The 19,457-nt window shown below is 69.6% G+C and carries 24 protein-coding genes; 12 read left to right on the forward strand and 12 right to left on the reverse strand.

Annotated elements, in window-relative coordinates; translation table 11 throughout:
• The first annotated feature begins 25 nt into the window (after positions 1-25).
• Positions 26-847 carry a trypsin-like serine peptidase gene (locus FHR72_RS08230; RefSeq protein WP_183467457.1) on the forward strand — a complete coding sequence of 274 codons (822 nt, stop codon included), beginning with the start codon at positions 26-28 and terminating at the stop codon, positions 845-847.
• Positions 848-962: 115 nt separating this feature from the next.
• Complete coding sequence (locus FHR72_RS08235) at positions 963-2,006, forward strand: DUF4192 domain-containing protein (protein ID WP_183467458.1); 1,044 nt, start codon at positions 963-965, stop codon at positions 2,004-2,006.
• A 3-nt stretch (positions 2,007-2,009) separates the two neighbouring features.
• Here FHR72_RS08235 and FHR72_RS08240 read toward each other — a convergent pair whose 3' ends face one another.
• The 3 genes from FHR72_RS08240 to FHR72_RS08250 form a co-directional block, all read right to left on the reverse strand.
• Positions 2,010-2,702 (reverse strand): iron-dependent transcriptional repressor DtxR, encoded by a 693-nt coding sequence (locus tag FHR72_RS08240; protein WP_183467459.1) that lies wholly within the window; start codon positions 2,700-2,702, stop codon positions 2,010-2,012.
• 149 nt (positions 2,703-2,851) lie between these two features.
• A complete protein-coding gene (gene sigB, locus FHR72_RS08245; protein WP_183467460.1) occupies positions 2,852-3,811 on the reverse strand; it encodes a sigma-70 family RNA polymerase sigma factor SigB in 960 nt (319 codons plus the stop codon).
• 147 nt (positions 3,812-3,958) lie between these two features.
• Entirely contained in the window at positions 3,959-4,360 is a 402-nt protein-coding gene (locus FHR72_RS08250) for a DUF3099 domain-containing protein (protein WP_260155928.1), read from the reverse strand.
• A 77-nt stretch (positions 4,361-4,437) separates the two neighbouring features.
• Between FHR72_RS08250 and FHR72_RS08255 the strand changes: the two genes are divergently transcribed.
• Positions 4,438-4,674, forward strand: a complete 237-nt coding sequence (locus FHR72_RS08255) for a DUF3039 domain-containing protein (protein ID WP_024445914.1) — start codon at positions 4,438-4,440, stop codon at positions 4,672-4,674.
• On the opposite strand, the gene FHR72_RS08260 is transcribed toward FHR72_RS08255, so the two are convergent.
• Positions 4,664-5,719: a YihY/virulence factor BrkB family protein gene (locus FHR72_RS08260; protein WP_183467462.1), complete on the reverse strand. Its 1,056-nt coding sequence runs from the start codon at positions 5,717-5,719 to the stop codon at positions 4,664-4,666. The two genes, FHR72_RS08255 and FHR72_RS08260, sit on opposite strands and share 11 nt — an antisense overlap.
• A gap of 29 nt (positions 5,720-5,748) precedes the next feature.
• On the reverse strand, positions 5,749-5,940 hold the full coding sequence (locus FHR72_RS08265) for a DUF7455 domain-containing protein (RefSeq protein ID WP_183467463.1): 192 nt from the start codon (positions 5,938-5,940) through the stop codon (positions 5,749-5,751).
• Between the two features lie 133 nt (positions 5,941-6,073).
• Between FHR72_RS08265 and FHR72_RS08270 the strand changes: the two genes are divergently transcribed.
• From FHR72_RS08270 to FHR72_RS26730, 3 genes are all read left to right on the forward strand, one after another.
• Positions 6,074-6,439 (forward strand): DUF952 domain-containing protein, encoded by a 366-nt coding sequence (locus FHR72_RS08270; protein WP_183467464.1) that lies wholly within the window; start codon positions 6,074-6,076, stop codon positions 6,437-6,439.
• A 95-nt stretch (positions 6,440-6,534) separates the two neighbouring features.
• On the forward strand, positions 6,535-7,317 hold the full coding sequence (locus FHR72_RS08275) for a hypothetical protein (RefSeq protein WP_183467465.1): 783 nt from the start codon (positions 6,535-6,537) through the stop codon (positions 7,315-7,317).
• A gap of 102 nt (positions 7,318-7,419) precedes the next feature.
• Positions 7,420-9,108, forward strand: a complete 1,689-nt coding sequence (locus tag FHR72_RS26730; RefSeq protein WP_183467466.1) for a hypothetical protein — start codon at positions 7,420-7,422, stop codon at positions 9,106-9,108.
• A gap of 12 nt (positions 9,109-9,120) precedes the next feature.
• Here FHR72_RS26730 and FHR72_RS08285 read toward each other — a convergent pair whose 3' ends face one another.
• The 3 genes from FHR72_RS08285 to ppgK form a co-directional block, all read right to left on the reverse strand.
• Positions 9,121-10,230, reverse strand: a complete 1,110-nt coding sequence (locus FHR72_RS08285) for a methyltransferase (protein ID WP_183467467.1) — start codon at positions 10,228-10,230, stop codon at positions 9,121-9,123.
• A gap of 53 nt (positions 10,231-10,283) precedes the next feature.
• Positions 10,284-11,726 carry an RNA polymerase sigma factor gene (locus FHR72_RS08290; RefSeq protein ID WP_311736087.1) on the reverse strand — a complete coding sequence of 481 codons (1,443 nt, stop codon included), beginning with the start codon at positions 11,724-11,726 and terminating at the stop codon, positions 10,284-10,286.
• A 251-nt stretch (positions 11,727-11,977) separates the two neighbouring features.
• Positions 11,978-12,814 (reverse strand): polyphosphate--glucose phosphotransferase, encoded by an 837-nt coding sequence (gene ppgK, locus FHR72_RS08295; protein WP_183467468.1) that lies wholly within the window; start codon positions 12,812-12,814, stop codon positions 11,978-11,980.
• A 114-nt stretch (positions 12,815-12,928) separates the two neighbouring features.
• Between ppgK and FHR72_RS08300 the strand changes: the two genes are divergently transcribed.
• Positions 12,929-13,804: an inositol monophosphatase family protein gene (locus FHR72_RS08300; protein WP_311736089.1), complete on the forward strand. Its 876-nt coding sequence runs from the start codon at positions 12,929-12,931 to the stop codon at positions 13,802-13,804.
• 20 nt (positions 13,805-13,824) lie between these two features.
• Here the strand turns inward: FHR72_RS08300 and cei are convergent, their stop codons facing one another.
• Positions 13,825-14,481 (reverse strand): envelope integrity protein Cei, encoded by a 657-nt coding sequence (gene cei / locus FHR72_RS08305; RefSeq protein ID WP_183467470.1) that lies wholly within the window; start codon positions 14,479-14,481, stop codon positions 13,825-13,827.
• A 178-nt stretch (positions 14,482-14,659) separates the two neighbouring features.
• On the opposite strand from cei, the gene FHR72_RS08310 reads away from it, so the two are divergent.
• Positions 14,660-14,962 (forward strand): DUF4193 domain-containing protein, encoded by a 303-nt coding sequence (locus FHR72_RS08310; RefSeq protein ID WP_183467471.1) that lies wholly within the window; start codon positions 14,660-14,662, stop codon positions 14,960-14,962.
• 21 nt (positions 14,963-14,983) lie between these two features.
• On the opposite strand, the gene FHR72_RS08315 is transcribed toward FHR72_RS08310, so the two are convergent.
• Positions 14,984-15,460, reverse strand: a complete 477-nt coding sequence (locus FHR72_RS08315; protein ID WP_183467472.1) for a DUF3093 domain-containing protein — start codon at positions 15,458-15,460, stop codon at positions 14,984-14,986.
• Positions 15,461-15,485: 25 nt separating this feature from the next.
• On the opposite strand from FHR72_RS08315, the gene dut reads away from it, so the two are divergent.
• Both dut and FHR72_RS08325 read left to right on the forward strand, forming a co-directional pair.
• Positions 15,486-15,950, forward strand: coding sequence for a dUTP diphosphatase (dut, locus tag FHR72_RS08320; RefSeq protein ID WP_183467473.1), 465 nt, complete (start codon positions 15,486-15,488; stop codon positions 15,948-15,950).
• Between the two features lie 11 nt (positions 15,951-15,961).
• Positions 15,962-16,780: a DUF3710 domain-containing protein gene (locus FHR72_RS08325; protein WP_183467474.1), complete on the forward strand. Its 819-nt coding sequence runs from the start codon at positions 15,962-15,964 to the stop codon at positions 16,778-16,780.
• 22 nt (positions 16,781-16,802) lie between these two features.
• On the opposite strand, the gene FHR72_RS08330 is transcribed toward FHR72_RS08325, so the two are convergent.
• Positions 16,803-17,522, reverse strand: coding sequence for an alpha/beta fold hydrolase (locus FHR72_RS08330; protein WP_183467475.1), 720 nt, complete (start codon positions 17,520-17,522; stop codon positions 16,803-16,805).
• Between the two features lie 145 nt (positions 17,523-17,667).
• On the opposite strand from FHR72_RS08330, the gene FHR72_RS08335 reads away from it, so the two are divergent.
• Both FHR72_RS08335 and FHR72_RS08340 read left to right on the forward strand, forming a co-directional pair.
• Positions 17,668-18,039 carry an OB-fold nucleic acid binding domain-containing protein gene (locus tag FHR72_RS08335; protein ID WP_183467476.1) on the forward strand — a complete coding sequence of 124 codons (372 nt, stop codon included), beginning with the start codon at positions 17,668-17,670 and terminating at the stop codon, positions 18,037-18,039.
• Entirely contained in the window at positions 18,036-18,767 is a 732-nt protein-coding gene (locus tag FHR72_RS08340) for a DUF3159 domain-containing protein (RefSeq protein ID WP_311736090.1), read from the forward strand. The genes FHR72_RS08335 and FHR72_RS08340 overlap by 4 nt, the downstream gene beginning before the upstream one ends.
• A 21-nt stretch (positions 18,768-18,788) precedes the next feature.
• Here FHR72_RS08340 and FHR72_RS08345 read toward each other — a convergent pair whose 3' ends face one another.
• Entirely contained in the window at positions 18,789-19,454 is a 666-nt protein-coding gene (locus FHR72_RS08345; RefSeq protein WP_183467477.1) for a potassium channel family protein, read from the reverse strand.
• Positions 19,455-19,457 lie beyond the last annotated feature (3 nt).

Below are 19,457 nucleotides of genomic sequence, written 5' to 3' on the forward strand. Positions count from 1 at the left end.
GCCGACGGGAGGAAGATCGGTCGGCATGCAGGCACTGGGCAGGGGCGCTGCGAGGCTCGGATACGTGGGGCTGGCGGTGGCGTCGGTGCTGACCGCCTGCACGGCCGCGCCGGGCTCTCGGCCGTCCCCGCCGGCTGCTCAGACGTCGCCGACTGCGCTGACATCGCCCGCCGCGCGTCCGGTCGATCCCGACCCGCGCGTGGGCGCGGTGTACCTGGGCGACGGCGACCTGCACACCTGCACCGCCTCTGTCCTGGCGCCGTCGTCGGCGAATCTGATCCTGACCGCCGGGCATTGCCTGGCCCGCGGCATCGAGGCCCGGTTCGTGCCGGGCGACGGCGACGGCGACGGCGACGGCGTCGTCGAGGCGGGCAGCTGGGCTGTGGACGCCGTCTATCTCGATCCGCGCTGGGTGACCGGCACGGACCCGGCCGCGGACTTCGCGGTGGCGCACGTCAGCCGCAGTGACGGCGCCGGCCTGCAGTCGGTGGTCGGTGACGGCCTGCGCCTCGCCACCTCGCCGCGGCCGGGCGCAGAGGTCACGGTGATCGGCTATCCCGCCGGGGTGGGTGGCGGGCCGGCGGCATGCCGCGCCTCGACCGCACCTGCTTTGCGCGGCTTTCCCACGCTGCACTGTGCGGGTGTCGTCGGCGGGTTCTCGGGCGCGCCGTGGATCACCGGGTCGAGCGTCTCGGGATTGGTCGGGGGACTCGACGGCGGCGGGTGCGCCGAAGAGGTGTCGTACTCGCCGCCCTTCGACGATGCCGTGGCAAGGCTGCAGGCGCGCGCGCAGGCCGGCGGTCCCGGCGACGATCCGCCGCCGTTCTTCGACGACGGGTGTGGCTGAGCGGGTCGCGCAGGGCCGCCCGCCATCGATCCCCAAACCCGATTTCATCCCCAGTTGTGGCCCCCCGGATCGTTCTCGGGCCTCCATCGTCGGTGCCGGTTGCGAGGTTGACGCTATGTCCTCGACACCACACCCCGATTCCTCACTCGACTGCCCCGGCGCGCTGATCGCGGCGCTGCCTGCCGTGCTGGGCTTCGTGCCCGTGCAGTCACTCGTCCTCGTCACCGCCGCCGGCGGTGAGATGGGAGCGGTCCTGCGCAGCGACCTGGTCGACTGTTCGGACGAACGGCTGCGTGAGCTGGCTGAATTGGCGGCGGCCTCGGGAGCCCAGGTCGTGTTCGCCGTCATCGTCGACGCCGACGGTGCCGGTTGCCCCGCCTGTGTGGACGACCACCGGTGGGTGATCAGGACCGTGGGGTCGGCGCTCGCCGCACTCGACGTCGAGTTGGTGGCTGCGCACGTGGTCTCAGAGGTGGCCGTGGGTGCCCGCTGGTACTGCGTGGACGGCTGCGGTAATTCGGGGGTGGTCGACGATCCGACCGCGTCCCCGACGGCGCTGGCCGCGGTACTCGACGGGCGCCGTCTTTACGCCCGCCGTGAAGAGCTGCTGGCGGTCGTCGCGACCGCGGATGAGGCGCGCACGGCGGCGCTGACGGAAAGGATCGACGCCGACGCGCCCGATCGCCCCCGCTCCGAGGCCGAGGCGTGCACCGAGATCAAGGCGGTATTGGACTGCGTAGCCCAGCACGGGACCACGACGCCGCTGACCGACGCCCAGCTGTCCAGGCTGGCGTGGGCGATGACGGACACCCGGGTCCGGGACACGCTCTACGCGCTGGCGGTCGGGGACCGTGCCGGTGCCGCGGAGGCGCTCTGGGCGCACCTGTCGCGGACGCTGCCGGCGCCGTGGCGGGTCGAAGCGCTTGTCCTGCTGGCCTTTTCGGCGTATGCGCGAGGGGACGGTCCGATGGCGGGAATCTCGCTGGATGCGGCTCTGCGCTGTGGTCCGCACAGGATGGCCGGCATGCTCGACCGGGCTCTGCAGGCGGGGATGCGCCCCGATCAGATCAGGGAGTTGGCCGACACGGGCTATCGGTTGGCTGCGCAGCTCGGGGTGCGGCTACCTCCGCGGCGGCTGTTCGGCCGCCGCGCGGGCTGAGGGTCAGACCTTCTCGACCTTGACGGCGTGAGCCATCTCGTGGGGGAGTTCGACCTGCTCGTGGCCCGGGATCACGATGTTGACGCCGCCGTGATCGTTGACCTCGACGGTCACGCGCGCGTTCGGCACGACGCCGGCGTCCTTGAGGCGGGCGATCAACTCGACGTCGCCCTGGACGTGCTCGGTCAGCTGGCGCACGACGACGGCGACCGGCATACCGGCGGGAAGTTCGGTCAGGCGGACGAGGCTGAACGCCTCGTTGGCGAACTCGTCACCGACACCGAGCTCGGACAGGCCGGGGATCGGGTTGCCGAACGGTGAGGTCGTCGGGTTGTTCAACACCTGCACCAGCCGGCGCTCGACGTCCACGCTCATCACGTGCTCCCAGCGGCAGGCCTCGGCGTGGACTTCTTCCCACGGCAGTCCGATCACGTCGACCAGAAGGCGTTCGGCGAGACGGTGCTTGCGCATCACCGCGACAGCCAGCGCGCGGCCCTTGTCGGTCAGCTCGAGGTGGCGGTCACCGGCGACATGGAGCAGGCCGTCGCGCTCCATCCGGGACACGGTCTGGCTCACGGTGGGCCCGCTCTGGTCGAGACGCTCCGCGATGCGCGCACGCAGCGGGATCACGCCCTCTTCCTCGAGGTCGTAGATCGTTCGCAGATACATCTCGGTGGTATCAACTAGATCGTTCATTGCACAGCCCTCCGTCTGGCGCGAGTCTACCGGCCTTCCGGGCCGGACAGCGCCCCTTCCCCGAGCGACACGGCCCACACTGCGAGCCCACAGGAGCTCCCCGCAGAAGACCCGCCGAAGCGTCCGGCGGGTCTTCCAGGGGGAGTGGCTCAGCTGGCGTAGGAGCGCAGGCGATCGGCCCGTTCGCCGTTGCGCAGCTTCGCCATCACCTCGCGCTCGATCTGACGCACGCGTTCCCGGGAGAGTCCGAACAGCTTGCCGATCTGGTCGAGCGTGCGCGGCTGGCCGTCGTCGAGACCGAAGCGCAGGCGGATGACCTGCTGCTCGCGCTCGTCGAGGGTGGCCAGCACGTACCGGATGTCGGTGTGCAGCAGTTCGGAGATCACCGCGTTCTCGGCCGACATCGCCTCGGCGTCTTCGATGAAGTCGCCCAGCGGGGCCTCTTCGTCGCTGCCGACGGGCATGTCCAGGCTCACCGGGTCGCGGCTGTGCTCCAAGAGGTCGTTGATCTTCTCGACGGGGATGCCCGACTCCTCGGCCAGTTCCTCGTCGGTGGCCTCGCGGCCCAGGTTCTGGTGCATCTCGCGCTTGATCCGCGCCAGCTTGTTGACCTGCTCGACGAGGTGGACGGGCAGCCGGATCGTGCGGCTCTGGTCTGCCATGCCCCGGGTGATCGCCTGACGGATCCACCACGTGGCGTAGGTCGAGAACTTGAATCCCTTGGTGTAGTCGAACTTCTCCATGGCCCGGATCAGGCCGAGGTTGCCCTCCTGGATCAGGTCGAGCAGCGGCATACCGCGTCCGGTGTAGCGCTTGGCCAGCGACACCACCAGTCGCAGGTTGGCTTCCAGCAGATGACGCCGCGCCGCCTCGCCGTCGCGCACCACTGCAGCCAGATCCCGTTTGCGGTTGTCGCCGAGACGCTTTCGCGTGGCGAGCAGGTGCTGTGCGTAGAGGCCTGCCTCGATGCGCTTGGCCAGCTCGACTTCGTCCGCAGCGTTGAGAAGCGCGGTCTTGCCGATGCCGTTCAGGTAGACCCGCACCAGGTCGGCGGCGGGGCTCTGAGCGTCCAGGTCTTCGGCGATGCGGCTGGTGGTGGCGTTTGCCATGGCGGCCTCCTGATCGGGTGGAACTTTCAAGGACTACAACGCCCTAGGCAGCCGATGAGTTCCCACGTTCCGGGGGCTTCACACCTTCTGATCAGCGGTTATTGGACCCAGACCTGAGAATCGTCTGAGAATAGAGCCAGAAGGCGCTCAGGTGGGCACATCGCCGCGGGGATCGTCGGATCCCTGTTGCGGCGCGGGGCGCGGGGTGCGTTCGATCGCGGGGCGCTCGGCCGTGGGGAACAGGGGGATCCGGCGCGGCATGTCGTAGCGGCGGGGTTCCTCGGCGGTGCGGGGCGGGCGGTCGTTGGCGATCAGCACCGCCATCCAGGGCAGCGGGATCGACGCCACGACGATGGCCAGCGAGATGAGGCCGTTCTCCCAGATGCCGTAGGCGACCGCGGCCAGGATCAGCGCGGGGATACGGAAGGACATCAGCGTCAGGTACTTACGCACGCGCCGGCGGTGCTGCTCCTCGTAGGCGGGGGCGGCCCGGGTGATCAACACCGGGCGACCCTCGTCGTCGAAACTCAGCTCTTGGCCGTGTTTCATATCTCCACTGTTCCACATCAAAACCCGGGTGTGCCCGTCGCGTTTCTTACCAAACTCTTGCCGGGCAGAATGGGGTCATGGACACCCAGACGATCGAGCGCACCGAGACCGACGAACGCGTCGACGACGGGACGGACGACGACCGGCCCAAGTTCTTCCACTATGTGAAGAAGGACAAGATCGCCGAGAGCGCCGTGATGGGCACGCACGTCGTCGCGTTGTGCGGCGAGGTGTTTCCGGTCACCCGCTCGGCCAAGCCCGGGTCGCCGGTCTGCCCGGACTGCAAGCGGATCTACGAGCAGCTCAAGAAGTAGGGGCGTCGCCCGCGGCGGGGTCGCCGGACACGTCGCCGACGGTGGCCGCAGTCGGAGGGGCGGTGCCCGGTCGCGACGCCGCTTGCGAGGGGCTGCCGTTCAGAGAGTCCGCCTTCGCCTCCAGCCACCACCGAAGCCGCTTGGCGTGGGTGTCGGGGGCCGGCCATTCTTCTTCGATGGCCGCGTTCAGTTCGGCGCCGATCATGATCGCGAAGCCCAGGAAGAACGCGAACAACAGGAACGCGATCGGCGTGGCCAGCGCACCGTAGGTGTAGCCGGTGCTGGTGATCCAGGTCAGGTACACGCGCAGGCCCCACGTCGCGATCAGGAACACGACGGTGGCCAGCACCGAGCCGAGCAGCAGCCGGTGCGATGGCAGGGGTCTGGGCAACGACACCCGGAACAGCACGTTCACCGCGATCGTGAAGGCGACGAAAAGCACGGGGTAGTACCCGAACTGCAGCACGTGGTCCCAGCTGTCCGGGATGAACTCGGCGATCTTGCGCGGCCCCAGCGCCAGGAACGGCGCCGTGATGATGGCCCCCACGAGCATCACCACGTAGAGCCCCAGCGCGTAGAACCGTTGCCGCACCGGATGCCTCAGCGGCGTCTGGTCGTGCGCCTCGGTGATCGAGTCCACGAACGCCGAGATGGCCGACGACCCGGCCCACAGCGAGATGACGAAACCGACCGACACCACCTCGCCGCGAGCGCCACGCACGATGTCGCGCACCGTCGGCTCGATGATCTCGTTCACCACGTTGGGCGAGAAGAACCGTTCGGCCGTGCCCACGATCTGATGCTGGATCGTCGGGAGCGTGTCGGGCCCGAACATCGGCGCGATATAGGCGAGGCTGCCCAGCATTCCCAGCAGCAACGGGGGCAACGACAGCGCACACCAGAACGCCGCTTGAGCCGACTCCGAGAAAATCGAATCGTCCCAGCTCTTTCCGAGCGTCCGCAGCGCGATGTGCCGGACGTGATGGCGCGACGGTGCGGGTTTCCTCGACGGCCGCGCAGGAGACCGCTCTGACTGGTCACTCATGACCAGTCCAGCATTGCCGATTCGCCGACTTAAGGCTGCAGCGGGCTCACTTCCAGCACGGCCGCCAATTCGACGAGCTTGGCCTCGTGCTCGTTGGCGTGATGCTGGCAGAACAGGAGTTCGGCACCCGAAGGAAGCTTCGCCCGTACGCGGGCTGCGGCCCCACAACGGTCGCAGCGGTCAGCCTTGGTCAATCCAGGACTGGTCAGCGTTGCGGTCATGGCACCTCCATAGGGTGGTTGCGACGTACTTCTACTGTGTCAGACGCTTGGGGTTCCGGCCTTGTTCCCCGGGGGTTCACGGGTGTGTCGTGTCTCACGGACGGACGTGTTGCGACGGAAAGGGGCTGCGGATATGACATCTGCACCACAGAGCGGAGAACTCGTGCACCTGTGCGGGGCGGATGAGTGGGACGCTGCGCAGCGCACCGGCCTGCGCGCGCCCGAATCCCTGGAGTCCGTCGGCTTCGTGCACCTGTCGAGCCCGCAACAGGTCCACCTGCCGGCCAACCGGCTGTACGCCGGCCGTACCGATCTGGTGCTGCTCCGCCTCGACCCTGCACGACTCGCCTCTCCGGTTCGTTGGGAACCCGGCGTTCCGGCCGATCCCGATGGCATGGAGTTCCCACATTTGTATGGACCTTTGCCTGCCGCGGCTGTGATAAGCGTCACTCCCTACCTGCCGGGCGCCGACGGACGGTTCGCGCCGGTCGAGGCGTGATCGCGGGACCGCTGCCGCTGGGCGGTAGAGGGCCATTCTCATCGAGGGCATAGGCCGCTCCCGTGCCGGTGCGTCACTCAATACACTGACCAGCCGTGGGCATCATCTTTGGCTTTGCACCGTGGATCGTCTACTGGGTACTGGTCGGCAACGTCCCCTTCGCGGCAGCGGTGCTGATCGCGCTGGCGGTCTCCGTGGCTGCCGTGGTGGCCGCCCGCCTCGCAGGATCGCCCGGCCGGACTCTCGAAATCGGCGCTGTCGCAACGTTCCTGATTCTCGCGGTGCTGACGTTCACGGTCAGCACGGACTTCATGGAACGGTGGCTGCAGCCACTCAGCAACGCGGGAATCTTCCTTGTGGCACTGGTGAGCGCCCTCATCGGGCGGCCGTTCGTGCGCGAGTTCGCGGTGGTGGGTCAGCCGAAGGAAGTCATCGAGAGTGACACGTTCCAGCGGATCACGTCTGTTCTGACCTGGGTCTGGATCGCGGCGTTCGCCGGCATGACGGTCTCCTCGGTGATCCCCCCGCTGGTGCGGGGCGACGCGACGATCCTGGACACCAGAACCCCGCTGTCGTTCGTCTGCTATTGGGTGGTGCCGTTCTCCCTGCTGGCCGTGGCGGCGCTGCTGACGCGGATTTTGCCGGATCGCATGGTCCCGCCCGCCGAGGAGATCGTTCGCAAGACGACATTCGTCGCCTTCGCCGAGGCCGAGATCGACCAGCTCATCTATCTGGCGACCGAACACGCCAACCGTGAGGTGGGCGCCGGCAAAGAGGCCTACGACATCCGGATCGGGTCCAAGGGCGTGCCGTTGGTCGGCGACGACACCCGGGAGTCCTGGCCTTCGACGTACAAGGTCCGCGACCGCAAGCGCTGACCGTCTGTATCGGCGCCGATTGCTGAAAGCGCCCGAACTCCTGATGTGTTTGCCGTGTTAGATTTCAGCTAACAACCAGGCAATTCGACGGGGGACGTCCGCGTGGCACAGCGCTGTGGCAAACAAGTCAAAATCATCGATTCGACGATCAAGCGCTGCGGGGAGCAGATGGCCCGGCACGTACTGCTGGCCGGTACCGGGGGCGCCGCGGTCATCGGCGCCGGGCTCGTGCTCGCCGCGCAGCCCGCCGACCCCGCAACCACGCATGCAGACATCCGGCTCGCGTCCTTCGACCCGCTCGTCGTTCCCAATTCCCCTGTTCCAGAGGAACTTCTGTGGTTCGGCACGGCCGGCGGCCGCGACCGTGACCGCGCGGCGTCGGCAACCACCGCGGTATCGACCCCGTCCGCGGCTCGCCCGATGATCGGCCCCGGCGGCTGGCTGATCGGCGACGGCGCGGATGCGGCCGCCGACTGTGAAGGGTCGGCCTGCAACGGCTCCAACGGGGGCCTGCTGTTCGGCAACGGTGGCGACGGTGCGCGGGGCGGCAAAGGTGGCAACGCCGGACTCTTTGGCGGAAACGGCGGTGACGGGGGCGACGGCTACCTGGCCGGCCAACACGGCGGTGCCGGAGGCAATGCCGGTCTGTTCGCGTCGACGGGTGACGGCGGCGACGGCGGTGACGGTGCCGACGGTGCCTACGGCATCGCCGGCGGAAACGGCGGGGCTGGCGGGAACGCCGGCAGGCTGCACGGAAACGGCGGCGCCGGCGGTAACGGTGGGACCGGCGGCACGGGTCTCGATGGGGTGAATGCGACCGCGTCGGGCCGAGCCGCGACCGGCACCCCGAGCTACCTCGGCTCCACGGGGTTGCCGTATTCGAACTCCGTGGTCGAGGGCTACCTGGTCGGCGGCATGGGCGGGCGCGGCGCCGATGCGGCCGCAGGGTCGAACCAGTCCGGAGGCAACGGCGGGCAGGGGCAGGGCATCATCCCGCTGTTCGCCGGCCCCCACACCTTCGCGGTCAGCGGGGCCGGCGGTGACGGCGGCGACGGGTCCGGCGGCGGCGCCGGCGGCAAGGGCGGAGACGCCGGCCTCGCGCAGGGCAGCTCGCCGCTGGTCGCGGTGTTCGGCAACAACGGCGGCGTCGGCGGCGACGGCGGTTCCTCCGGCGGCCGGGGCGGTGACGGCGGCGCCGGTGGCGACGTCAAGATCGGCCCGACGATCGGCTTTGGCGGACCCGGCGGCGCAGGCGGGAACGGCGGCACGGGCGCGGCGGGTGCGACAGGCACCAGCGGCGGTGCCGGCGGCGCAGGCGGCCGCAGCGGTTCTCAGACAGGAAACGGCGGCGCCGGCGGCTCAGGTGGCGCCGGCGGCCAAGGTGGCACAGGCGCGGTCGGCGGCGACGGCGGCACCGGCGGCACCGGGGGCGCCGACGTCTCCGAATCCGGCTCCGGCACGGTGCGCGCAGGCCAGGGCGGTCACGGCGGGTTCGGCGGCGCCGGAGGCGCAGGCGGTGACGGCGGTACCGGGGGCGCCGCCGGCAAGGGTGGCGCCGGAAGCACCGAAGGCGCAGCGGGCGGCGCGGACGGTACCCGGGGCGCCACCGGAGCAGGAGGTCGCGGCGGCACCGGCGGTCGGGGCGGCGACGGGGGAGCGGCCGGAGACGGCACCTCCGGCCTTTCCGGCAGCGGCGGCACCGACGGCGTCGGCGGCGAGGGCACGCGCGGCGGCGCGGGTGGCCGCGGGGGTGACGGTGGTAACGGGAGCCACGCCTCCGACGCCGGCTAGGAAACCGCCGGATTAGACGGCGCGGGCCTCGATGACCGAGATCGGGCTCACCGTGGGGATGACCCGGGTGAGCTCGAAGCCCGCCTGACCCAGCAGCGTCTCGTACTCGGCGCGCGTGCGTTCCCTGCCCTTGAGCATCAGCAGCATCTCGAGGTCGAGCATGTGTCCGATGAACGACGAAGCACGTTGTGGGAGAACCATTTCCAACAGGATGACGGTGCCTCCGTCGGCGATCGCGGTGCGGATGTTGCGCAGGATCGTCGTCGCGTCCTCATCGTTCCAGTCGTGAATGATGTTCTTCAGCACGTACACGTCGCCGCCCGCGGGCACCGACTCCATGAACGAGCCGCCGGTGACGGTGATGCGGTGCGAGACGCCCTCGTCGGCCAGGAGTGCAGCCGCCCCGTCGACGACCTTCGGCAGGTCGTAGAGGATCCCGTCGGCGTCGGGCGCCTGCCGCAGGATGGTCGACAGCACCGCTCCGTGGCCTCCGCCCACATCGACGATCAGCCGGGCCCCGCTGAAGTCGTACGCCTGCAGCGCCACGTCGTTCGACAGTCCGCTCGCCGCCGTCATCGCCCGGTTGAACACGCCGGCGAATTCCGGGTCGGTGTCCAGGTACTCGAAGAACGACATGCCCCGCAGCTTGTCGGCGGCGGGCAGGCCGGTCTGCACGGAGTACAGCAGGCTGCCCCAGTCGGCCCAGCGGGCGGGATGTCCGATGAACAGGACCATGTCGCGCAGGGATCCCTCGGTGTCACTGCGCAGCGCTTCGCCCACGGGGGTGAGCGCGAATCTGCCGTCGCGCCGTTCCACGAGCGCACCGCGGCTGGTCATCGCCCGCATCAGCCGGTAGACCGCGTCCGGGTCGGCGCCGACCTGAGCGGCCACCGTGTCGGCATGCGCAGGACCTCCCGCGAGCCGGTCGGGGATGCCGAGCTGCGCGGCCACGCAGAGCACCTGCGTGGTCCACGCTCCGGTCGCGAGCTCAAGGAGCGCAACATTGCCCGGCGCCGTCCGGCGGTGCAGCCGTTGCAGACCCGCGCGGACGCGGTCGACCGCGCGGATCACCGGCACCGGCGGGAGCCGCTTCGGGGCGGCCTCGTTCACTGTTCGTCTCATCGCGGACGAACGTAGGGCAGTGGACTTAATTAATTCTTGGAACGACCCGGCTGTCAGTCCAGGTAGTCGCGCAGCACCTGAGAACGGCTGGGATGGCGCAACTTCGACATCGTCTTGGACTCGATCTGGCGGATGCGCTCACGCGTCACCCCGTAGACCTGCCCGATCTCGTCGAGCGTGCGGGGCTGACCGTCGGTCAGGCCGAACCTGAGCCGCACCACGCCCGCTTCGCGCTCCGACAGCGTCTCGAGCACCGACTGCAGCTGATCCTGCAGCAGCGTGAACGACACGGCGTCGACGGCGACGACGGCCTCGGAGTCCTCGATGAAATCGCCGAGCTGCGAGTCACCTTCGTCACCGATGGTCTGGTCCAGCGAGATCGGCTCACGCGCGTACTGCTGGATCTCCAGCACCTTCTCGGGCGTGATGTCCATTTCCTTGGCGAGCTCTTCGGGCGTGGGTTCGCGACCCAGGTCCTGCAGCAGTTCGCGCTGGATGCGGCCGAGCTTGTTGATCACCTCGACCATGTGCACCGGGATGCGGATGGTGCGGGCCTGGTCTGCCATCGCGCGCGTGATCGCCTGGCGGATCCACCACGTGGCGTAGGTCGAGAACTTGTAGCCCTTGGTGTAGTCGAACTTCTCGACCGCGCGGATCAGGCCCAGGTTGCCTTCCTGGATGAGGTCCAGGAACGCCATGCCGCGCCCGGTGTAGCGCTTGGCCAGCGACACCACCAGACGCAGGTTGGCCTCGAGCAGGTGGTTCTTGGCCCGGTCGCCGTCACGGCAGATCCACATGTAATCGCGCCGCTGCGCGGTGGTGAGCTTCTCGCCCTTCTCGGCGAGTTCGGCCATAAGCTGCGTGCAGTACAGGCCTGCCTCGATGCGCTTGGCGAGCTCGACTTCCTCTTCGGCGTTGAGCAGCGCGACCTTGCCGATCTGCTTGAGGTACGCGCGTACCGAGTCCGCCGAGGCGGTGAGCTCAGCATCCTTGCGCGCCTGCCGCAGGGCTTCGGATTCCTCCTCGTCCCACACGAAGTCGCCGGAGGCCTTGTCCTTCTCGGACGGCTCGGGCAGCGAATCGTCTTCGTCCTTGGCGGGCTTGGCGCCGGCTTTCGGGGCGGCCACGGCGTCGCCTTCGGCGGCCTCGTCCTCGGAATCGTCGTCGGAGGCAGTGGCGTCGTCGTCGACCTCGATGTCCGCGAGGTCGAGTTCGGCCTCCTCCAGGTCGTCGCCGGGCTCGCCTTCGATCTCGTCGCCGCCCTCAAGCTCCTCGCCGGTGAGCTCCTCGTCGACACCGTCGGCGTTCGGCGAGGTCGCCTTCTTGGCGCGGCCACGGGCGGCCGGAGCGTCGGCTGCTTTGGCGGCACGCGGCTTGGTGCCCTTGGCCGCCACACTCTTGGCGGCCTTCTTCGCAGGCGCCTTCTTGGCTGGGGTCTTGGCTGCGGTGCGCTTCACCGGCTCGTCGGTTGCCGGGCTTGCCTTGGTCGCTGCCACGTACACCCTTTCGGTCGTGCGGGTTTCCGGGGCACACGTGCGCCACCGGGTGTCGGCTATGTCGAATGTCGGCGTCGATCTCAAAGCGTCATGTCGGGGTGGGATACATCCCGCCGCTGTCTGGTCGGTGGCCGCCGTCGACCATTGTAACGACAGTGTGGGTTAACGCCGCGCGCCGCGGCAAATTTGACGTCTCTGCGCGTCGGCCCGCGGACGGCCGCGCCGGCACAGGCGTCACTGCGGGCAGTGGGTTACCTGCCGGTAGCCGTCACGTCGACGTCGGCGGCCATCGCGGCGCCGACGATGCCCGCGGTGTTCTGCAGTTCCGCGGCCACGACCGGGACGCGGTTCTTGAGCAGCGGCACCCATTTGTCGGCCTTGCGGCTGATGCCGCCGCCGGCGATGAACAGGTCGGGCCATATTGCGTTCTCGATCGCGACCAGCACCTTGGTGACCTCGACGGTCCAGCGCTCGTAGCTCCAGTCCTTGCGTTCCTTGACCGAGCTCGCCGCGCGGTGCTCGGCTTCCTTACCGCCCACCTCGAGGTGGCCGAACTCGGTGTTGGGCAGCAGCACCCCGTTGTGGATCACCGCCGAGCCGATTCCGGTGCCGAAGGTCAGCAACACGATCACGCCGGTGTTGTCGCGACCGGCGCCGAACTTCTCCTCGGCGAGCCCGGCGGCGTCGGCGTCGTTGAGCACGGTCACGCGCCGGCCGTTCAGCGCGCCCGCGATGACCTCCTGGGCGTTCAGCCCGATCCAGCCCTTGTCGACGTTGGCGGCGGTGCAGACGATCCCGTCGGCGACGACGCCCGGATAGGTCACCCCGAGCGGGCCCTCCCAGCCGAAGTGCGCGACAACCTCGGCGATGGTCTTCGCCACTGCGTCCGGGGTGGCCGGCTGCGGGGTGAGGAGCTTGAAGCGTTCGCCGATGAGCTGGCCGGTGTCGAGGTCGACGATGCCGCCTTTGACGCCGCTGCCGCCCACGTCGATGCCGAACCCGCGACGCAGCGAGCCGGCTCCGGGGTCGAACGTCCCGGCCGCACCCGACGATTCCGGCGACTCCGGCGACTCAGCTTCGGCGGACATGGGGGCTCCTCTGCGCAGGTGGGCGGCCTCGGCCTGGTGGGGCGATGCCACCCTATCGGCTCACCAATTGTGATGTGCGCCAGTCGTGCATCCGGTGGGCCGCCGAGGTGCCCGGTGTGCTGCGATGGTCCGGTGACTACCGACAACGATCCCGTGGAGCTGCGCCGGGTTGCCGAGCAGCTGGCGACCGAGGCCGCCGAGTTCGTGCGCACCCGCCGCATCGAGGTGTTCGGCCCGGGCGCTCCGGGTGACGGGCCCTCCGGTGGGGAGCCCGCGGTGCGGGCGAAGAGCACTCCGACTGATCCGGTGACCGTCGTCGACACCGCCACGGAGCGGCTCCTGCGGGAGCGGCTCGCGGTCCTTCGGCCCGGGGACGCGATCCTGGGCGAGGAGGAGGGCGGCCCGGCAGGGGTCGCGACCGGGCAGCTCACCTGGGTCCTGGATCCGATCGACGGGACGGTCAACTTCCTTTACGGCATCCCCGCCTACGCCGTGTCGGTCGGCGTTCGTCGCGACGGCGTCTCGGTCGCCGGGGCCGTGGCCGACGTGGCGGCGGGAGCCGTCTACTCGGCCGCACTGGGGCACGGAGCCCACGTGCGGCAGGACGCCGCGGTCACCCCGCTGCGGTGTAGCCCGGCCACCGACCTGTCCATGGCCCTGGTGGGCACCGGGTTCTCCTACGACCGCGAGCACAGGCGGCAGCAGGGGCGGATCGTGGCCGGGTTGCTGCCCGACGTGCGCGATCTGCGCCGCCTCGGATCGTGCGCGCTCGACCTCTGCATGGTCGCGGCGGGCCGGCTGGACGCCTACTTCGAAGACGACGTCCACCTGTGGGACTGGGCGGCGGGCGCCCTGATCGCCGCGGAAGCCGGGGCCCGGGTGCGCCCACCCGACTCGAGCGACGGCGCCGGGCTGATGGTGGCGGCCGCGCCCGGCATCAGCGCCGCATTCGACGAGGCGCTGGTCCGCTCCGGCGCGCGGACGGCGTGACGGGGCCGGTCCCGCGACTGTCAGCAGGTTCCGGTGTGGGCCTTGGTCAGGAGGTCGGCGTCGGCGGGCTGAGTGGCATCGGGCAGCAGGCTCGCCAGCACGGCGTCGATGTCGTCGCTGTGGGTGAGCTCGGTGAAGTCGGTGCCGATCGCGAGGTCGACGCTGTCGTCGGCACGCCCGTCCTGGAACAACTCGGTGCAGGGGGCGACCAGCCAGACCGCCGCGGCCGCCGCGCGCCCGGACGGTCCGAACCGGATCTGGCCCTGGCACTGCAGCCGTGCGGTCACGTAGATCGGGTCGTTGGCGGCCTCGGGGTCGGTGAAGCCGAGGTCGCGCAGCGCTCCGGCCACCTCGGCGGCCTGGCCACCCTGACCGCTGGCGTTGAACACCCGGATCCGGGCGTCGGCGAGTTTGGCCGGGGTGACCTCGATCATCGACGACCGCGACACCTGCTCACCGAGATCGGGGACCGGCGCCCCGGGCTCGGCCGGCGGGGGAGGCCGGTTGCAGATCGCGGCCTGTGGAATGTCCGGTGGCCGCGACAGGGCGATGACCCACACCAAGAGGGCCACCACGCCCAGGCATCCGAACATCACGATGCCGGGCAGATAGCTCCGGCGCCGGAACGGGCGGCCGTGTCTGTCGAACGCCGTGCCCTCGGTGATTTGCGCGACCACGGTCAGCACTCTAGAGCCACCGCGAGTGGGCCACCTACCGGCTCGTCAAGCAGGCATTTCCATCCTGTGACGTAAATCACATTAGAACCGGTGTCAATACGGGCACGAATCGTTTGGCGGATGCGTTCGACGCTGGTACAAAGCAACGCTGCACACAAGCTTCATGGAGGGGACAGGTATGGCCACTGACTACGACGCCCCAAGGCGCACAGAAACCGATGACGTTTCCGAGGACTCGCTGGAGGAGTTGAAGGCCCGGCGCAACGAGGCCCAGTCCGCCGTCGTCGACGTCGACGAATCCGAATCGGCGGAGTCCTTCGAACTGCCGGGCGCCGATCTGTCCGGTGAGGAGCTCTCGGTCCGGGTGATCCCGAAGCAGGCCGACGAGTTCACCTGCTCGAGCTGCTTCTTGGTTCATCACCGCAGCCGTCTTGCCACCGAGAAGAACGGCATGATGATCTGCACCGACTGCGCCGCCTGAGGCAGGCTCGGGTCCGTCCCCTCAGGACTTGAGCGCTGCCAGAACCCTGTCTGGGTGCTTCGCGCTGATCAGCCAGTACGGGGTGGGGTCCTCCGGATCGTCGAGGACCAGAAGCACCATGGGGCCCACCCAGCCCTTGTGCACGACGTAGGCCGCAGGGTCGAGTTGGCGGCCCAGCGCCGCCGACTTGGCCGAGCGGGGCACCTCCGCGGAGCGGGTCACCACCGAGACGGGTAGGTGGGCTTCGCCGACCCACAGTTCGGTGTCCCCGCCGGAGCTCACCACCCGCAGTTCGGTCCGTCCGAGCGCGAGCAGTACGACCGCGGCGACCGGCAGCAGCACCGCGTAGGGCAGCCACGTGGGCAGCGCTGGGATGCCCTGGTTGACCTCGAGGGCGATGAGTGCGGCCAGGCCCAGGCCCGGCAACCACCACCACAGCGGCACCCAGAGCCGCTCGCGATAGCGGACCGTTTGGGCGGTGGCGCGCGTGTCAGACACGCGGCCCAGAGTAATCTCTGACGCCGTGTCCACATCTTTGGCGGTTGTGCGGCTCGACCGCGAGCTTCCGCTGCCCAGCAGGGCCCACGACGGGGACGCGGGGGTCGACCTGGTCAGCGCGCAGGACGTCCGGCTGGGCCCCGGGGAGCGGGCGCTGGTGCCCACCGGGGTCGCGGTCGCGATTCCGCACGGGATGGTGGGTCTCATCCACCCTCGTTCGGGACTGGCTGCGCGCGTGGGACTTTCGATCGTCAACAGCCCCGGGACGATCGACGCGGGCTACCGCGGGGAGATCAAGGTCTGCCTGATCAATCTCGATCCGGCGACCCCCATCGAGATCCACCGCGGCGACCGGATCGCGCAGCTTCTGGTCCAGCGCGTGGAATTGCCGGAGCTGATCGAGGTGACGTCCTTCGACGAAGCAGGGCTCGCCGAGACGACGCGTGGCGAAGGTGGCCACGGTTCGTCGGGTGGGCATGCCAGTCTGTAGGTGGAGTTGACATGGCTTCAGGCAGACACCGCAGCGAGAGGGACGCAGTGCCCGAGGAGGTGACGTCGGTGGACACCGACGACGAGGAGCTGGAAGGCCCGTTCGACATCGACGATTTCGATGATCCGGCGGTCGCCACGCTGGCGCGGCTGGACCTGGGCTCGGTGTTGATCCCGATGCCCGACGCGGGCCAGGTGCAGGTCGAGATGAACGAGGCGGGGGTGCCGAGCGCGGTCTGGGTGGTCACACCCGACGGCCGGTTCACGATCGCGGCCTACGCGGCCCCGAAGTCGGCCGGGCTGTGGCGCGAGGTCGCCTCGGAGCTCGCCGAATCGCTGCGCAAGGACGCACCGAAGGTCAGCATCGAGGACGGCCCGTGGGGCCGCGAGGTGGTCGGGTCCGCGGGCGAGGGGGCCGCGGTCGTGCGGTTCATCGGCGTGGACGGCTACCGGTGGATGGTGCGATGCGTCGTCAACGGCCCGTACGAGCGCATGGGTGCCCTCGCCGAGCAGGCACGCAATGCGTTGGCCGACACGGTCGTCCGTCGAGGCGACACACCGATGCCGGTGCGCACACCGCTGCCGGTGCAGCTGCCCGAACCGATGGCCGCCCAGCTCGCGGCCGCCCAGCAGCAGGCGATGGCACAGCAGCAACAGGCCGCCGCGCAGGCGGGCGGGGCTGCACCGCAGCAGCAGCAGCAACCGGCGCCACAGCAGCCCGCGCAGACTCCCGAACAGCCCGCGCAGCAGGATCAGCCTCCGGCTCCGGATGCGCGGCGCAGCACGCTCGGTTCGGCCATGCAGCAGCTGCGCACCATCACCGGAGGCTGAGGCTCCGCGCCGTTCGGCGGTGTCAGCGCCGCTCGGCGGCCTCGCCGACCGCGGCGAGGCACTGAGCGCCGAGGATTCCCGGATCGGCGCCGATGTCGTCGAGCGTGACCGTGCGCAGGGCTGCCCGGGGCGCCGCCGACACCCACTCGATTCCCACCTCCAGCGGATGCACCGCGTCGTCGGTGGCGGACACGACACCCAATGGTGGCCGCAGTGTCTCGAGGCGGGCCGTGGTCGGGGCTATGAACCGCGCGGCGTCCTCCATCGCGTCCGGCAGCGCCGGCCACTGATCCAGCCACGACCGGGTCAGTTCGTCGGCCAGCCAGGCCGGGCTCGACTGCTGCATCTGCGTGGTGGTCGTCACCAACCCTTCGCGGCGCAGCATGTCGGCGGAGTAGCGGGCCGCCAGGGCCGCGGGCGCGGTCTCGGGGTCGCCCGTCCATGCGGGCAGCGCCGCGAGCACCGCGACCGTCCCGTCGGGGTGTGTCAGAGCCCACTCGAGGGCGACGGCGGCGCCGATGGACACCCCACCCACGGCGATCGGTGACGGCGCGGCTGCGCGGCACGCGTTGTCGAGCTCGTCGCGGTACCCGTCGATCAGCCGGTGCGGCTGCGGCCGCGGCGTTACGACGACCGCACCGACCTGGTGCAACGCGGCGGAGAATGCCCGGTAGACGAAGTCGTCGTCGGACCCCGTGCCCGGGAGCAGAACGGTGGTGATTCCGCGCAGGATGGCCGCCATGTTTCGATCGTGCCTGGTGAGGGAAAACCCGACCCTGGCGACCCGCTCAACACCCGCCCCGTGGTTAGCACTTCGGAACCAAGAGGTCTACCGTGGCGTTGGTCAAGTGAGTCCACAGTGGATTGGCAGAAGGTCAGGAGAAGCCATGGCTACGGCCGAGGGGTATCTTCGACGGCTCACCCGGCGGTTGACCGAAGATCCGGAACAACTCGACGTCGAAGAGCTCAGCGACGAAGCCGCTAACACCGGCGCGCAGAAGGCGATTGACTGTCAGCGCGGCCAGGAAGTGACCATGATCGGCACCCTGCGCAGCGTCGAGTGCAACGGCAAGAGTTGCGCCGGCGGCGTGAAGGCCGAGTTGTTCGACGGCACGGACACCGTGATGTTGGTGTGGCTGGGGCAGCGGCGCATCCCGGGGATCGAATCCGGGCGCACCCTCAAGGTGCACGGTCGCGTCGGCAAGCTCGACAACGGCAGCAAGGCGATCTACAACCCCCACTACGAGATCCAGAAGTGAGCGACCCCGGTACCGATCCGGGCACGCAGACATCTCCGGCGCGTGGCGCGGCCGTGCTGGAACAGATGGGCGGTATCAGCGGCCTGATCTATTCGTCGCTGCCGGTCCTCGTGTTCGTCCCGGTCTCGTCGGCCTTCGGTCTGATGCCGGCCATCATCGCCGCGCTCGGCGTGGCGACGCTGATCCTGATATGGCGCCTGGCGCGGCGTGAGACGGCCCAGCCGGCCATCTCCGGGTTCTTCGGCGTCGGCATCAGCGCGCTCATCGCCTATCTCGTCGGGGCGTCCAAGGGCTACTTCCTCCTCGGCATCTGGACGTCGCTGATCTGGGCGGTGGTGTTCGCGCTGTCGGTCGTGATCCGGCGTCCGCTGGTGGGCTATATCTGGGGGTGGGTCAACACCCACGACCGCCGGTGGCGCGAGGTGCGGGCGGCGGTGCTCGCCTTCGACGCGGCGACGCTAGTGTGGGTCGCGGTGTTCACGGCACGCTTCGTCGTCCAGCACCACCTCTACGACGCCGACCAGACAGGCTGGCTGGGTGTCGCCCGTATCGCGATGGGCTGGCCACTGACCGCGGTGGCCGCCCTGGTGACGTACCTGGCGATCAGGAAGGCCAAGAAGGCGGTCCGTGAGGCGGGGCTCAGCGACGCTCCCGACGCCCCGACCGACCCCGCCGGCGACACCGACCCCGTCAGCGACACCGACGACCCGGCGCGCAAGACGACCTAGACGGACCGAGGCAGGACGTCGTCAGCGCTGCTGGGGATGCAGCAGCAGTTCGCGCAGCTCGTCCTCGGCCTCGGCCACCGTGACGAACAACAGCTCGTCGCCCCCCTCAAGGGGTTCGTCCCGCTCGGGGACGATGACCCGGGGGCCACGCAGGATCGTCACCAGCGTCGCGTCCCGGGGGAGTTCCAGACGCTTGACGGGTTTGCCGCCCCACGGGGTGTCGTCGGGCAGGGTGATCTCGACCAGGTTGGCCTGACCCTTGCGGAACTCCATCAGCCGGACGAGATCACCGACCGACACCGCTTCCTCCACGAGCGAGGCGAGCATGCGCGGCGTGGACACCGCGACGTCGACGCCCCACGACTCGTCGAACAGCCACTCGTTGCGGGGATCGTTGACACGGGCGACGACCCTCGGCACCGCGAACTCGGTCTTGGAGAGCAGGCTCACCACGACGTTGGACTTGTCGTCGCCGGTCGCGGCGATCACGACGTCGAACTCGTGCAGCTTCACCGACTCCAGCAGGCTCAGCTCGCAGGCGTCCCCGAGGCGCCAGTGCGCGGCGGGGATCGCGTCGACGTCGATGTGGTCGGGGTTGCGTTCCAGCAGCGTCACTTCGTGCATGTCGACCAGCTCGCGGGCGATCGAACGCCCCACCGCCCCGGCCCCGGCAATCGCGACCTTCATCGC

Origin of the sequence: Mycolicibacterium iranicum (assembly GCF_014190915.1) — a bacterium.
Classification (GTDB): Bacteria; Actinomycetota; Actinomycetes; order Mycobacteriales; family Mycobacteriaceae; genus Mycobacterium; species Mycobacterium iranicum_B.